Source organism: Ignavibacteria bacterium (assembly GCA_015709655.1).
Classification (GTDB): domain Bacteria; phylum Bacteroidota; class Ignavibacteria; order Kapaibacteriales; family Kapaibacteriaceae; genus OLB6.
Map to the genome: position 1 here is coordinate 575,817 of CP054181.1, position 14,766 is coordinate 590,582.

Here is a 14,766-nt window from a genome sequence, read left to right on the forward strand (position 1 = left end):
TTTTAGACTATTCAGTTACTATTTATAAAACGAGACAAAATTCCAACCCTTCACATCCATACACATTGGCAAGTCGCTCAAAAAGCCAACGCACAAGCCAAAACTTGCCAAAGAGTATGGCTGCCCCACCGCTGACAGACGGACGAAAAAGAACAACGAAGGCATAACAGCACCTAAACGCAAGCAGGGGTTTTGTGCTTCGTAGGACAGGAAAGTAGTATATTTGAAGTTCAGTTCTTAGTAGAAAGTGTAGTGGTTTAAGCCCTGCCTGCGTTTAGCTGCAAACCGTTATGCCCAAGCGTACGAAACGACATCACTAACAATAAAATAATTATTATGAGACCATTAATTTTAGAATTCACAGAAAAACCAACATTAAAGAATCTTGACTTTTCTTTAATTGAGTATTCTCATAAGCAAAACCTGTCTGTTATCAAAGACACTGAAATGCCAGCAATTAAATTTGTATCAATGGACACTGAAACATTTACTAGAACAACAGGTGAACCAACCGATTCGGACAATGACTATAAATTAAGTCTTAGACGAGTTTTGGATACAAGCACAGATACGTTTACTTCGACAGAACCAAGTGACAGCGACAATGATTTAAAAAGACTGAAGTTGTTAATGGACACTCAAACAATCACAGAATCAGTAGAAGGAACAGATTCAGATAAATGATTTTAATAATAACACATAAAGAAGATTTTACTACTGACTTCGTAATTGAAAAATTAAACGAACAGAACATTAAATACTTCCGATTGAACTGTGAAGATTTAAACAAAAACAACTATTTGTTTGACAATTCTAATGATTTCAATTTTTCAATAAATGGAATTAGTGAGTTTTCGTCAGTATGGTTTCGAAGGACTAAACTTCCTGATATTGATACAACAGACCAAGACAAAAAAATATTCTTGCTTGCTGACTATGAATCGTTATTCGACAATTTATTCAATTTAATAAATTCCAAAAAGTGGTTAAGTAATCCAAATTATATTTACAAAGCTGAGAACAAATTGTATCAATTACAAAAAGCAAAGGAAATTGGTTTTAACATTCCGAATACAATTGTAACCAATAACCACAAACAACTTAGCGAATTTGTAAGTGACAACGCCAACGAAGTAATTATCAAACCAATCAGACAAGGACGCATTCAACTTTCTGATGGAGTAAAAACGATATTTACAAATCAAGTTGGTAAAGAAGTTTTAGAAAACTTGATTGAATATGATTTAACACCTTGTATTGTTCAAAACCTAATTCAAAAAGAATATGAACTTAGGATAACTGTTGTGGGAGACAAAGTTTTTTCTGCTAAAATTAATTCTCAAGAAAATGAAAACACTCAAACAGATTGGCGAAAAGAAAAAAATCCATTCTTTGAATGCTATATTCCACAAGAAATTGAAAATAAATGTATCAAACTATTAACGGAATTAAACATTTCATTCGGAGCCATAGACTTAATAAAGGATAAGAATGGAGAATATATATTTTTAGAAATCAACCCCAATGGTCAATGGGCTTGGATTGAAATGGAAACAGGACTAAAAATATCCGAAGCCATCATAAATTTTTTAACTACGACAGAATGATAGGCAAATATTTGGTTTATATTGGGTTAAAGGAGAAGTCTCTAAAGTCTGTAGCTCAAGAAAATGAGTCAAGCAATACGCCAATTGCGAAGGAATCCTATGCTCCTGCAACAAGCATCAAAGTTGCCGAAAGATATTTAACATACTTAAAAGAAATTCACGATTATCAGCGAGACAGAAGAACAACAATTGAAAACAAAAATTCCCAATTAGTTGGTCAAGCAAGTATTGTAACATCAATATTTGCACTTTTTATTCCTTTATTAATTGACAATCTAAATGGCGTAACCTTATGGATTAAAATCCCATTATCATTACTTTTTCTGATTGTAATGTTTCATTACCTTTTATCAATTCTCCACGCCATTAAAACTTTAACAGTCAACAAATATAAATATCCAGGGCGCAGCACTAAATCAGTCACTAAAACAGATAGAAAAGATAAGGAATTAGACTTCGTTAACTCCGAAATTGAAGACTTGGTTTATATAATCAATAATACTACCCCGATTGACAATATGAAAGGTGGTAATTTAATTTTCGGTGCAAGATGTTTCAAAATTGGAAACATTGGATTCGGAATAATGACTCTTCTAGTAATTGTTTCAACCTTTACATTAAAGAGAGAGAGTCAAGAATTAACAATCAAAAATTTGAACGATATAAAACTTGATATTCCGGACACTTTAAATACAAGAGTTTATGGTTTAGAACTAAAGGATACATTAACTATTAGAATCGACTCAATAAACAATAAAATTTATCAAATAAACAGACTGAATGGCAAGGCAAAATGAAGAAACGCCAGCACACAACAGGCGTTTGATTCAATGGCGGGTGATGTGTCGCATTACGCGTGTCAGTTAACGTTACAAGGTTCGTTGAAGACGATCAGGGTAAAGGATTGACAGTTGCGCTGCTGTACCATTCCGGTTGTAAACGGGACGGCTCAATTTTGAAGTACTGTGTTCTTGAACCAGGAAGAGTTGCTTCATCAAGGCTTCGTTGCTTGGGTTTGGTCCATTCGATTTCATCACGGAGCGAAGCTGCCGGTGACAGTCTTCGATGCTGTTGGTGGTGTACGGCGATGAACCCGATTGTATTGTGGGTATATTCTGACACCCCCCACTCCCCCATCACTATTTTTGTCGTATGACTCTAAACCCGGCAGATCGGTGGAACCAGCGCTATGCGCAACCTGAGTACGCCTACGGCTCGTTGCCAAATGTATATTTTCAGTCACGCCTCGATGAACTGACTCCCGGTACTATACTCCTGCCTGCCGATGGCGAAGGACGTAACGGTGTGTACGCCGCTACACGCGGATGGGATGTTGATTCGTTCGATATTAGCACAGAGGGACAAAAAAAGGCTCTTGCCCTTGCAAAGGAAAGGAATGTTAATATTCGTTACCATGTGGGGACGCTTGACACAGCCCCCTTCCTGAATCAAACGTTCGATGCCCTTGCCCTGGTATATGCTCACTTTTCTCCCGATACCCGTTCTGATTACCTGGCATCGCTGGTTAACCTGCTGAAGGTAGGGGGCTATGTCATATTCGAGGCGTTTAGCAAGGAGAACTTGCTGTACCGTGGTAAGAATCCTGGCATTGGCGGTCCGCCCGATGCCGGTAGTCTGTACTCGCTGCAAGAGGTGCGCTCTGCGTTTGAACACTTTTCAATTGTTGAACTCGCCCAGGTTGAAACAGAGCTGCACGAGGGCCTATATCATAACGGTCTCGGCTCGGTAATTCGGTTTTTTGGTCGTAAGCTGTGAGGTAATGATGTTTACAATGGTGCTTCTTGCGGTTCTGGTCCTTCTGGCAATGATTAATCTGGTGCTTTTGATGCGAAGCAATTCATCAGGAGATGCCGGTGTACTGTCTTCATTGTCGAAGCTGGACACAGAACTGCAGCGCATAGACCCGCTTGTGCGCGACGAGTTCTCAAGGAGCCGTACTGAAAGCCAGCAGTCGTTCAAAGACAATCGCGAAGAGTTAACAAATTCGTTTTCAACCCTTGGTCGGACGCTCTCCGCCACTGTTTCGGAGCTGTCAACTGCACAGAAGAACCAGTTCGATACCTTTTCGAACCAGTTGACGGAATTCGCGAAAGCCACAGCTGCCACACAGACTGAGCGCTATGACGAACTGGGCAAGCGACTGGATGCCATAAAGCAGGATACAGAAAACAAGCTGAAGGAAATTCGGGATACCGTCGAAAGCAAGCTGCGCCATATCCAGGAAGACAATAGTGTTAAGCTTGAAGAAATGCGCAAGACTGTTGACGAAAAGCTCCACGAAACAGTCGAAAAACGGTTCAATGAATCCTTCAAGGTTATCAGTGAGCGGCTCGAACAAGTGCATAAGGGGCTTGGCGAGATGCAAACCCTGGCCACCGGCGTGGGTGACTTAAAACGGGTACTAACAAACGTTAAGACCAGAGGCACTTACGGCGAAGTTCAGTTGGGAACGATACTTGAACAGATTTTCTCACCTGAGCAATATTCAACGAATGCAGTAGTGAAGCCGGGAAGTCTGGAGCGGGTTGAATTTGTGATCAATCTGCCGGGTACGTCAGGTGATGATACGCCTGTACTGCTGCCAATCGATTCAAAGTTTCCTGTTGAAGATTACATTCGTCTGGTTGATGCCTACGAACAACCAGCCGACCCACAGGAAATTGAACAATTGTCGAAACAGTTCGAAAATGCAGTCAAAAAGAATGCAAAGGACATTCGCGATAAGTACATCAACGTACCGGTAACGACAGACTTTGCAATCATGTTTGTACCGACGGAAGGCCTCTACGCCGAAATCCTCCGTCGGCAGGGTCTGTTCGAACAACTCCAGCGCGAACACAAGGTAACCGTTGTCGGGCCAACAAACCTTGTTGCCTATCTCAGCAGTCTGCAAATGGGCTTCAAGACCCTTGCCATTGAAAAACGGTCGAGTGAGGTGTGGGAACTTCTCGGGGCGGTAAAGACGCAATTTGGTAAGTTTGGTGACATCCTTGACAAGACAAAGAAAAAACTGCAGGAAGCCACAAATGTTATCGACAGTGCCGGGACGCGCAGCAGAGTTATTGAACGAAAGCTCAGGCTGGTTCAGGAACTGCCGGCAACAGAGGCAAGCAAGCTGCTGCCTGATAATGATAACACTGATCTCGGGTTAGACGCCGACGACACCGACGCCTAACAATGCAATCCACGGTTTCATGAAACGGTTTTTTGATGCCATCATCGGGTCAAACCTGTATATCTCTGCGGCAGCTCTTCTGCTCGCCATTCAAACGCAGATACAGCTAACAGGAACTGCACGGTGGCATCCGTACCTGTTTTTGATTTTCTTCGCAACTCTGTTCGAATACAATGTACACCGGCTTACAACAATCATCTTCTTTCCACAGGCATTGGAATCGCCTAAGCACCAGTGGGTGCGCGGGAACAGGCATCTCTTCCGAATCGTTGTTGTGATATCGGTACTTGGATTTTGTGCAACGCTGTTTGAAGCCAAGACCGAAGTGCTCATTGCCTTAGCCCCCTTCGCAGTACTGACAGTATTCTATTCAATGCCTGTGTCGAAAACTGCGAGGAAGCTCTTTAGACTGCGTGAAATACCGTATTTAAAAATTTTTCTTATTGCCATTGTGTGGTCAGCCGTTACCGTTCTCCTTCCGGTAATGTACGAGACTCAAACGTTCAGCAGTACCGGCATCCGGCTAATGCTGCTCGAGCGTTTCTTGTTTGTGCTTGCGATAACCATACCTTTCGACATACGAGACATGGACACCGATCAGGAAGGCAGACTACGAACTATACCGCTTACACTCGGCAAGGCCTCATCGGTAAAGCTGGCTATCACTATCATGATCGCATTTACCGTCATTAGTATGATTCATTACAGTACAGTTGAACAATGGAATCTCGTTTCTGCCTTTTTTGTCAGCGGCCTCACCACGATGTACTTTGTAGGAAGCAAGCGTTTGCAGAGCTCACCATGGTATCATTACGGTATCCTAGACGGTACGATGATTGTACAGGCATTGTTGGTTCTTTTACTAAATACGCTCTAATATAGAAAACGGACACTGTCGCTGTTCTAAATTGTATATTATTTTTTTGTTAGGATAATTTCGGTTTCAGTCAAATTAATTTTGTATCGCTTTCGAGTGAATCGCTTAACGGGTTCTACGCCATTCTGAGCAAGATGTAATTAACTACATACCGAACCCGCACTTTGGGATGAATTACCATGAAACTGCACAGGGCAGCCATTCGCCTGGCGGCTATTCTTGTTGTTGCCGCCTTCACTTCAGTAACTGTATTAGCGCAAAACGGACCAAAGCTTACCGATCCGGAAATTGCTTCGATAGCTGTAACTGCGAACCAGATAGACGTTAATTATGGAAAGAATGCTCTTGCAAAGCTGCACAATCCGGATGTAAAGCATTTTGCGGAAACAATGATTAAGGACCACGAAGCCATTATCAAGCAGGCAACGGAGCTGGCAGCCAAGCTTGGCGTGAAGCCCAAAACAAATCCAACAACAAAATCGTTGCTCAAGGCCGAAAAAGAAACCAATGCAAAACTTGCTAAGGTAAAAGGTGAAGCATACGATAAGGCATATATTGACAATGAAGTTGCATATCACGAGTCGGTTATTAACACCGTTAATAATGTGCTCATCCCCCAAACGACAAATGCTGAATTAAAAGATTTCCTTGTTAAAGCGGGCCCACTACTTAACCATCACCTCGAAATGGCAAAAATGGCTCAGTCGAAAGTGAAGTAACGTCATGAGTTCTCTGCAAAAATCAGTGCTGCCTTTCATGGGTACACTGTGGTTGATTTTTATGGGTTGCACATCCAATAACAATGACAATAAGACCACCGTTGAACAAGAACATGTTGGCGTTACGGATACCGTGGTGATTGAGGGGATGCAGTTCGTACCGCAGTCACTGACTGTACATAAAGGCGATACTGTCGTCTGGATTAATAGAGACATGGTTGTTCATAATGTTACTGACGATTCAAATCGAAGTCAGAGCTCTGGTGATATAAATGTTGGAGCTACGTGGATGATGGTTCCTTCAAAAAGCTTTTCTTACCTCTGCACAATTCATCCAACGATGACCGGTTCTGTTACCGTTCAGCCGTAAACTTACCTCTCAACGATGCTGTCCGATACCTCGGTGTCGGACAGCATTTTTGTTTGGTATATTGTACAATGCTGTTGCGTTGTATCATCTTTCTTGCAGTTGCGGGGATCTGCGCCGCTGGTGTCCAGCCCAAGGTTATATGGGTCTTTACTGTGAACGATCTCGCTCACGGTCAGACGGCTGCTGCCGATATCGACGGTGACGGGAAACTGGAAATTGTCTTCGGATGTTACCGAAACGACAGTACCGTGTACGCACTCAATGCCGAAGACGGCTCGCTGTTGTGGAAGTACAATACCTCCCTCCCTACGCGCGAGGGTTGCAACGATGTTGCCCCGGTTATTTATGATGTTGATGGCGACGGAATGCCGGAGGTAATTGTGCCGGCATCCTGTACCGACTCTACCTACTGCTTTAACGGCGCCGACGGCTCAATAAAGTGGACAGTGAAAACCCGTGGGAGCGGCTCACCGCCCACCATCGCCGATATCGACGGCGATGGAATACCGGAAATCCTGCATGGTGAATTTGGCGGATACGTGATTTGCATTAACGCACTCGATGGGACCGTAAAGTGGGAAATCGCGGTTGATACAAAGTCATGGATACAAACCGCACCAACCATCGTTGATATTAATAACGATGGTGATCTTGACTTCATCGTTGCAACATGGAACGCAGTTGACACTCTCAACAACAAGGTGTACGCATACCGGCGGAAGGATCAGAAGCTGCTCTGGACGTTTCCGGTTACCGACGTTATCTATCACGGAAGCGCGATTGCCGACCTGGATGGCGATGGCAGGCCGGAGCTGGTGATTGGAAGCTACAACGATACCCTGTATTGCATAAATGCTGACGACGGCGCACTAAAGTGGAAATACAGTCTGGGGAAATACTACTACGTTGGCGGTCCGGCCCAAATCGCCGATCTTGACAACGACGGCAACTGTGATGTGTTTTTCATCTCACGCAATACATTTACCGCCCTGAAAGGCAACGGAGAAATACTATGGCAGAAAACCCTGAAAGACTACGACGACTGCTTTCGCGGAGCTGCCATCGCTGATATTACAAATGATGAGTATCCCGATGTAGTTTTCGGAACATCAAAGGGTCGGCTTATTGCTCTGAACGGAAACGACGGCAGCGAGATTTTTACATTCGACCTGAGGAAAGAATTTAACGACACCCTGTTTAGAATTGATCACGCACCACTCATTGCCGATTTTGATGGCGACGGTCTGCTTGATGCATTCATTGTAGGAGGATACTCGGTCATGCCTGATTTTTCAGGCAACTACGGTAAAGCGTGTCTGGTTAGTCTTGGCAAGGGTAAGGGACCAGACTGGCTGATGTTTCAAAATAACATCCTTCGTAACAGTGAGATGTGCCCGCTGCCGACGAGCACTGTAATGGAAGCCGTATCACCTGAAATCGAAGTTTCAGTTATTCCCAATCCAGTTACCGTGGGCTCAGTGCTGCAGATAACATCACCTACTGAAACTGTTTTCACCTGGCGTGCCGTCACCATTCAGGGTCGCACTGTATCGGGTCCGCATACAGCCTACCTCGAAACCGGAGCGAACACCATACCACTCAGCAGCTTCCCGGGTCTCGTAAGCGGTACCTACTACATCGTCTTCAGCAGCGGCAATCAACAACGAACAATTCAGATTACCGTGCCTTAGCCCCCTAACTTTGCTCCATGATTACAAACCGCAAGGAAGAGCATGTCCAGCTTGCCATCAGTGGCGACGTTGGGTTTCGGGAGCTCACGAACGGACTCGAAGAGGTACGTCTCCCCTACAATGCTCTGCCCGAGCTGAACTTCAGCGGCATTAGTACAGAAGTTGACTTCCTGGGGAAACGATTATCATTGCCGCTCATCATCAGCGGAATGACAGGCGGTTACCCTGATGCGGAGCGTATTAACACAGGCCTTGCCGAAAGTGCTGCCGCATTAGGAATCGCAATGGGCGTCGGCTCGATGCGGGCCGCATTTGACCGGCCCGAAACAAGAAGTTCATATACTGTTTTACAATCGATCTCGACCGCAGTGCCCGTGATTACCAACATTGGTGCCGTTCAGCTTGCCGAGTGGTACAGGAAGGGGGCTTTGGCAGACCGTATTAACGAGTGTATTGAGCTTGTTGGTGCATCGGTGGTGGGGATTCACATCAATCCGCTTCAGGAGATGCTGCAACCCGAAGGTGAGCCGGATTTTTCAGGAGTACTTGAAGCGATCAGCGCTGCGGTGGACCTGTCGCCACTCCCGGTAATGGTCAAGGAAGTTGGCGCAGGAATATCCGGCGCGGCAGCTCATAAACTCGTAAAGACAGGAGTTGCATGCATTGATGTTGCAGGTGCCGGCGGAACAAGCTGGGCAGCGATTGAAATCAAGCGCCATCAGGAGCAGGATAAGCTTCAGGAGTTTCGCGAAGTAGGAATCAGCACTGCCGAATGCATCAGGCAAGTTGCTGCTCTGCGGAAACAACATCCCACACAGCACTCAAACCATAGCCCCTTTCCGACAATCGTTGGCAGCGGCGGAATATCAAGCGGATACGACATTGCCCGTGCATTATATCTTGGTGCCGATCTTTGTGCAACCGCACGGCCGGTACTGCAGGCATTTGCTACAGGCGGGACCGCACAAGTTATTCAACTTATTGGTGATTGGACATTACGGTTGCGGCAGTGGATGTTTATTACCGGTGCGGCTACACCACAACAACTAACGATGATGGACAAGACGCAGGCATGACAATACAGCAAAAACTGGAACAGATCGAGGCGGCACTGGCCCAGGCGCTGGTGCAGTATCGTGATCCCGCAGAGCTGTACGATCCGGTGCATTACGTACTCAGCGCCGGAGGTAAGCGGATACGCCCGCTGCTGGTATTGCTTGCCACAGAGGCCGTCGGAGGTGAGACTACAGACGCAATGAATGCAGCACTTGCAATTGAGATGCTCCATAATTTTACATTGGTGCATGACGATATTATGGACCGGTCGTCACTGCGCCGCGGACGCGCAACAGCGCATATACAGTTCGATGAAAACTCAGCAATCCTTAGCGGCGACGTTATCGTTGGGATAGCATCGAAGCTTCTTAGCGCCAGTGCACAGCACTCACACAACCCGTCGGCGGTGTTCGATGTCTTCTCGCAAGGCTTTATTGACGTATGTGAAGGACAGGCACTTGACGTAGCCTTTACCAAACGAACTGACGTCCACCCCGACGAATACTTCGGCATGATCGAGCGCAAAACCGCACGTCTGCTTGAAACCAGCGTACACATTGGCGCACTCGTTGGCAACGGCGATCCGCAGCATACAAGCGCACTGCGCACCTTTGCACGTGATATCGGCCTTGCGTTTCAGATGCAGGACGACATCTTAGATGTTGAAGGATCGCACGGATTCGGTAAAACACCGGGGGGCGATCTAATCGAAGGCAAGCGCACGTGGCTGATGTTGCGGGCACGTGAAAAAGCAACTGGTAAGCCCGAATTCCAGGAACTCGTTCAGACATTCTTTTCACAGAATGGCATAGCCCCCACACAGGTAGAACAGATGCGCACACATCTGATTCAGGAAGGCGTGCTGGCAGAAGGGACAGCGATGGTAGAAAAACTTACCGAAGAAGCATTTGTTCATCTCCACAAACTGCCCGACAGTACCGCACGGCAGCATCTGGAAGAATTAGCAACAACCCTGATGGAACGCACAACATAATGGCACAAAACATTACCGTACTTGGAGCAGGCAAGAGCGGTCTTGCTGCTGCTGAACTTGCCAGTCAGCAGGGTAACCGCGTATTTGTAAGCGAGTCTCGAACAGAACAGCAATGCGCGGACATTAAGGTGCGCCTTGACCAGCTTGGTGTCGAATCCGAGTTCGGTGGTCATACCAACCGTGCATTGCAGGCATCCACCCTCATACTCAGTCCCGGTATCCCGCCAACCCATCCGATAAGGGTTGAAGCCCGAAATCGGAACATCGAAGTCATCGGTGAACTCGAATATGCATCCCGGTTTATCTCCAATAAAATTATTGCCGTCACCGGTACCAACGGGAAAACAACAACAACAGCGCTAACCGGATACATACTAAACAATGCGGGTACATCGGCAGTGACCTGTGGAAACATTGGAACACCGCTCAGTTCGCTGATATCCACATTGAGTCCCGACACCGTCGTAGTGGCTGAAGTAAGCTCATATCAACTGGATAGCATTGCTGACTTCCACCCTTTTATAAGTATTATTCTTAACATTACGCCTGATCATATTGGTTATCATGGAAGTTTTCAAGACTATGTGAAGTGTAAGTGGAAAATCTTTTCTCGACAAGGGGGCTCAGATATTGTAGTTTTGAATGCCGATGATGAGCATACAGCAAGTGCCGCATCGGCAGTCCGTTGCACTACAGCGTTTTTTAGTACTCAGCGTGAAGTGAAAGGCGCATTCGTCCGGGGGGACGAAGTAGTGTTTCGGAGCAGCAGCAACAAAGAGGAGGTACTTATGCCCACACATCGCCTGGGGTTACCCGGGTTGCACAACACATATAATTCCATGGCTTCTGCCTTGGCATCACGAGCCTTCGAGGTCAGCAACGAGGCAATCCGTGAATCTCTGGAATCGTTTTCCGGAGTTGAACACCGCTTAGAGCGTGTTCGCATTTATAACCACATCACCTATATCAATGACAGTAAGGCAACCAACGTCAACGCTGCGTGGTTTGCGTTGGCAAGCTTTGATCGCCCGATTGTCTGGATAGCGGGGGGACGTGCCGATGACAACGATTATTCATTGCTCGACGAACTGGTTGCTACCAACGTCAAAGCAATCGTATGCATCGGCGAGCAGGCAGATGTTGTTTTTAACCACTGGTGTACTACCCGACGCTGCGTAAAAGCACATACGCTGACCGAGGCTGTACAGGCTGCCACCGAGCTTGCCGAACAACATGATATCGTGCTGCTCTCGCCTGCATGCAAGAGTTTTGATATGTTCAGTAACTACGAAGAGCGCGGCCGGATGTTCAAGCAGGCTGTTCAAGACCTGAAGTAAGCAACAGTTGGCGTTGAAATTCGTTATTCACCCGCGTGCAAGAACCGATAATCGAAATTCGCGGACTGCGAAAGAACTATGGCAGTTTTACTGCCGTTGATGGTCTGGACCTGACCGTATATCATGGTGATATCTACGGCTTCCTGGGTCCGAATGGAGCCGGAAAAAGCACAACAATCCGTATGATCCTGTCGCTGGTAAAGCCATCAGCAGGCAGCATTACAGTTTTTGGGAAGCCCCTTTCCACTCATCGTGCAGAGATTTTACGCAAAATCGGTTGCATTGTTGAACGTCCGGATTTTTACAACTACCTGTCAGCCTACAAAAACCTTGAACTCCTTGGCCGGCTTAGCGGCGCCGATGTAAGCAAGCAGAATATTTACCGAATGCTCGATATGGTGGGTCTTGGCAGCAGGGCAACCAGCAAGGTGAAAACATTTTCGCATGGGATGAAACAACGGCTTGGCATCGCACAGGCGCTAATCCACAACCCGGACCTGGTAATACTCGACGAACCAACAACCGGACTTGACCCGCACGGCATGGTAGACGTGCGCGACTTAATTGTAAGCCTCGCACACGATCACGGAAAAACTATCGTACTCTCATCGCACATTCTGCCTGAAGTTGAACACATAGCTACCCGGATGATCATTATTAACAAGGGCAAGACAGTTGTGGAAGGGGCTGTGGCCGACGTATTACGGGACCAGGATTTAGAGCAGTTTTTTATGCGCATTACAAAGGAATCCGGCAAGTCGGATATCACAGTAAGTTTATGATTGCAACCGCAACAAGAGTTGAACTGTCGAAGGTGTTTTCAAAATGGCGCACCTATATCGGATTTATCGCCCTGGGGGTGGTAATACCAATTGTTATTATCAGCCTTGGCATCGAGGGGATGAAGTTTTTCTCGTTTGCGACACAAAACCTGCAGCAGCAATTTATCTTTAGCGGCAATCTGATGAACGGATACACGACCTCGTACCTGATCATTGGCATGCTGTACGTGCATGTACCGTTCCTGGTGACGCTGGTCGCAGGCGACATCCTGGCCGGTGAAGCTACCGGCGGAACCTACCGGCTGCTTCTCACCCGTCCGCTCTCACGAGCGACGCTGGTAAATGCCAAATACATTGCCGTCCTGGTAAGTACAAACCTGCTGATCGTATTTATGGCGGTACTAAGTCTCGGACTCGGCCTGCTAATCCTTGGCAGCGGCGACATGGTAGTAGTGCGGACCAAGATTTCGGTGATCACCGAGTCCGACATCTTGTGGCGTTTCATGCTAGCCTACGGCTTTGGCGTGGTGGCGATGACGGCCGTCTCAAGTATCGCCTTTCTGCTCTCGTCGTTTGTGGAAAACGCGATTGGGCCAATCATGACCACGATGGCAATCATCATCGTTATGCTTATCATCTCCTCGATCAACGCCTCGTGGATGGATGCAGTGCGTCCGTGGTTCTTCACCACCCACCTGAACTCATGGCGCTACCTGTTCGACAGGACAGTTGACTGGACACCGGTCGTAAACAGCAGTATCATCCTGTTCATGCACAGCGTAGTTTGCTTTGTCGTCGCACACTTCGTCATCCACCGCAAGGACATTCTCAGTTAGACATGAACGTACCCGGCAAAAACATCGTACTATGGGTTTTAATCATTACAGGCCTTCTCATCACTTCGGTAAGGAACAGTGCGCAGACTACTGCCGAAGCTCTGATGAAGGCACTTGAGGCGAAGATAGCAAAGGTTAAAACCTACACCGTCAACCTTCAGCTCGACATCAACATTCCATTCGTTGAAGCCCCGCCGACTAAGGCCACGCTTTATTTTAAAGCGCCCGACAAGACCCACATCGAAACAAAAGGGTTTGCAATGCTCCCAAAGCAGGGACCGGACCTAAGTGTTTTTCGTATTCTCACTCAACCGTACGCAATAGTTGATGTCGGCACCACGAAACTCAACGGAAAGACACTCCGCCAGATTAAGGTAATACCAACCACCGACGCATCGCCAATAGCCGTAGCCACATTTTACACTGATGTTGCAACAGCACTGCCAACAAGGGTAGAAGCAGTTACCCGCAACGGCGGAACGCTTACAGCCGAGTTCAAGTTTACCAACACTAAGGCAAGCGCCTACGCACTACCCAGCTATGCCAAACTAATGTTCGAAGTCCCCCCGATGGACCTGCCCCGCATGATGAGCGGCGACCTTGATAAACCTAAAACCAACACAAACGGCAAACCCGTCAAGGCATCAGTTGAAATTCATTACACCGACTACAAGATAAACGTGCCGATTAAGGACGACGTATTCAGGTAGTAGGAAGCCCCCTCCCCCCGGCCCCTCCCCCCGGCCCCCTCCCCAAACGCACACGCGCGTTTGGGGAAGGGGAGGTAGATTCATGAGATTTTTTTTATAAACCGGATGTAGGGACGCACGGCCGTGCGCTTGGAATAGACGGCCGTAATGTTTTATAATGTTTTTTATGTTTTTTCGTGCGGGACGGGTTTGAAACCCGCCCCTATGGGTTGTCGTTTTATGATATTTCGTGGTGGGCGACCTCATAGGGGCGACCACGCGGGATCGCCCCTACGGGTTCGTGCCGATTTTACTATTGTTTTGCGGGAGCGACCACGCGGGATCGCCCCTACGGGTTCGCGCCGATTTTACTATTGTTTTGCGGGAGCGCGGATATGGCGTCCCTCCAATGATATAATACCCACATTAACGGTTTAGCACCACCGCCCTACATGACCGAGGCGCGCCAATATCCCGAGCGGACGGACTACGGCCCATCGGGCCCCACCCCCACCGCCACCACCATCGTGCTTCACCACCTACCAGTACAGCTCGGCCGGTCGACTGCGGTGTGCAGCCTACGTAAAAAACCTTAGGAATTCCGGAGCAATT

15 protein-coding genes are annotated in these 14,766 nt (G+C 47.1%); all 15 read left to right on the plus strand.

The window, feature by feature from the left end; genetic code table 11:
- The first annotated feature begins 336 nt into the window (after positions 1-336).
- The 15 genes from HRU79_02415 (at position 337) to HRU79_02485 (ending at position 14,175) form a co-directional block, all read left to right on the plus strand.
- Positions 337-684: a hypothetical protein gene (locus HRU79_02415; protein ID QOJ25557.1), complete on the plus strand. Its 348-nt coding sequence runs from the start codon at positions 337-339 to the stop codon at positions 682-684.
- Positions 681-1,607, plus strand: coding sequence for a hypothetical protein (locus HRU79_02420; protein QOJ25558.1), 927 nt, complete (start codon positions 681-683; stop codon positions 1,605-1,607). Before HRU79_02415 ends, HRU79_02420 begins: the two co-directional genes overlap by 4 nt.
- Positions 1,604-2,404 (plus strand): hypothetical protein, encoded by an 801-nt coding sequence (locus tag HRU79_02425; GenBank protein QOJ25559.1) that lies wholly within the window; start codon positions 1,604-1,606, stop codon positions 2,402-2,404. Before HRU79_02420 ends, HRU79_02425 begins: the two co-directional genes overlap by 4 nt.
- A gap of 355 nt (positions 2,405-2,759) precedes the next feature.
- Positions 2,760-3,383 (plus strand): class I SAM-dependent methyltransferase, encoded by a 624-nt coding sequence (locus HRU79_02430; protein QOJ25560.1) that lies wholly within the window; start codon positions 2,760-2,762, stop codon positions 3,381-3,383.
- Positions 3,384-3,390: 7 nt separating this feature from the next.
- Positions 3,391-4,803 carry a DNA recombination protein RmuC gene (gene rmuC, locus HRU79_02435; GenBank protein QOJ27248.1) on the plus strand — a complete coding sequence of 471 codons (1,413 nt, stop codon included), beginning with the start codon at positions 3,391-3,393 and terminating at the stop codon, positions 4,801-4,803.
- A gap of 19 nt (positions 4,804-4,822) precedes the next feature.
- The gene (locus tag HRU79_02440) at positions 4,823-5,680 is read left to right on the plus strand and encodes a UbiA family prenyltransferase (protein ID QOJ25561.1); all 858 of its coding nucleotides are present in this window, start codon (positions 4,823-4,825) and stop codon (positions 5,678-5,680) included.
- 179 nt (positions 5,681-5,859) lie between these two features.
- Positions 5,860-6,399, plus strand: a complete 540-nt coding sequence (locus tag HRU79_02445) for a DUF4142 domain-containing protein (protein ID QOJ25562.1) — start codon at positions 5,860-5,862, stop codon at positions 6,397-6,399.
- A 4-nt stretch (positions 6,400-6,403) separates the two neighbouring features.
- On the plus strand, positions 6,404-6,769 hold the full coding sequence (locus HRU79_02450; GenBank protein ID QOJ25563.1) for a hypothetical protein: 366 nt from the start codon (positions 6,404-6,406) through the stop codon (positions 6,767-6,769).
- A gap of 68 nt (positions 6,770-6,837) precedes the next feature.
- Positions 6,838-8,460: a VCBS repeat-containing protein gene (locus tag HRU79_02455; protein ID QOJ25564.1), complete on the plus strand. Its 1,623-nt coding sequence runs from the start codon at positions 6,838-6,840 to the stop codon at positions 8,458-8,460.
- Between the two features lie 17 nt (positions 8,461-8,477).
- Entirely contained in the window at positions 8,478-9,536 is a 1,059-nt protein-coding gene (locus HRU79_02460; GenBank protein ID QOJ25565.1) for a type 2 isopentenyl-diphosphate Delta-isomerase, read from the plus strand.
- Positions 9,533-10,510: a polyprenyl synthetase family protein gene (locus tag HRU79_02465; protein ID QOJ25566.1), complete on the plus strand. Its 978-nt coding sequence runs from the start codon at positions 9,533-9,535 to the stop codon at positions 10,508-10,510. Before HRU79_02460 ends, HRU79_02465 begins: the two co-directional genes overlap by 4 nt.
- Positions 10,510-11,847: a UDP-N-acetylmuramoyl-L-alanine--D-glutamate ligase gene (gene murD / locus HRU79_02470; protein QOJ25567.1), complete on the plus strand. Its 1,338-nt coding sequence runs from the start codon at positions 10,510-10,512 to the stop codon at positions 11,845-11,847. Before HRU79_02465 ends, murD begins: the two co-directional genes overlap by 1 nt.
- A 35-nt stretch (positions 11,848-11,882) precedes the next feature.
- Positions 11,883-12,629: an ABC transporter ATP-binding protein gene (locus HRU79_02475; GenBank protein ID QOJ25568.1), complete on the plus strand. Its 747-nt coding sequence runs from the start codon at positions 11,883-11,885 to the stop codon at positions 12,627-12,629.
- Positions 12,626-13,465, plus strand: coding sequence for an ABC transporter permease subunit (locus HRU79_02480; protein QOJ25569.1), 840 nt, complete (start codon positions 12,626-12,628; stop codon positions 13,463-13,465). The genes HRU79_02475 and HRU79_02480 overlap by 4 nt, the downstream gene beginning before the upstream one ends.
- Positions 13,466-13,467: 2 nt before the next feature.
- The gene (locus HRU79_02485) at positions 13,468-14,175 is read left to right on the plus strand and encodes a hypothetical protein (GenBank protein QOJ25570.1); all 708 of its coding nucleotides are present in this window, start codon (positions 13,468-13,470) and stop codon (positions 14,173-14,175) included.
- Positions 14,176-14,766: the final 591 nt, after the last annotated feature.

Bases quoted from the DNA above. Each gene is read 5' to 3' on its own strand.
- HRU79_02415 (QOJ25557.1), top strand. From the start codon at position 337: ATGAGACCATTAATTTTAGAATTCACAGAAAAACCAACATTAAAGAAT.
- HRU79_02420 (QOJ25558.1), top strand. From the start codon at position 681: ATGATTTTAATAATAACACATAAAGAAGATTTTACTACTGACTTCGTA.
- HRU79_02425 (QOJ25559.1), top strand. From the start codon at position 1,604: ATGATAGGCAAATATTTGGTTTATATTGGGTTAAAGGAGAAGTCTCTA.
- HRU79_02430 (QOJ25560.1), top strand. From the start codon at position 2,760: ATGACTCTAAACCCGGCAGATCGGTGGAACCAGCGCTATGCGCAACCT.
- rmuC (QOJ27248.1), top strand. From the start codon at position 3,391: ATGTTTACAATGGTGCTTCTTGCGGTTCTGGTCCTTCTGGCAATGATT.
- HRU79_02440 (QOJ25561.1), top strand. From the start codon at position 4,823: ATGAAACGGTTTTTTGATGCCATCATCGGGTCAAACCTGTATATCTCT.
- HRU79_02445 (QOJ25562.1), top strand. From the start codon at position 5,860: ATGAAACTGCACAGGGCAGCCATTCGCCTGGCGGCTATTCTTGTTGTT.
- HRU79_02450 (QOJ25563.1), top strand. From the start codon at position 6,404: ATGAGTTCTCTGCAAAAATCAGTGCTGCCTTTCATGGGTACACTGTGG.
- HRU79_02455 (QOJ25564.1), top strand. From the start codon at position 6,838: ATGCTGTTGCGTTGTATCATCTTTCTTGCAGTTGCGGGGATCTGCGCC.
- HRU79_02460 (QOJ25565.1), top strand. From the start codon at position 8,478: ATGATTACAAACCGCAAGGAAGAGCATGTCCAGCTTGCCATCAGTGGC.
- HRU79_02465 (QOJ25566.1), top strand. From the start codon at position 9,533: ATGACAATACAGCAAAAACTGGAACAGATCGAGGCGGCACTGGCCCAG.
- murD (QOJ25567.1), top strand. From the start codon at position 10,510: ATGGCACAAAACATTACCGTACTTGGAGCAGGCAAGAGCGGTCTTGCT.
- HRU79_02480 (QOJ25569.1), top strand. From the start codon at position 12,626: ATGATTGCAACCGCAACAAGAGTTGAACTGTCGAAGGTGTTTTCAAAA.
- HRU79_02485 (QOJ25570.1), top strand. From the start codon at position 13,468: ATGAACGTACCCGGCAAAAACATCGTACTATGGGTTTTAATCATTACA.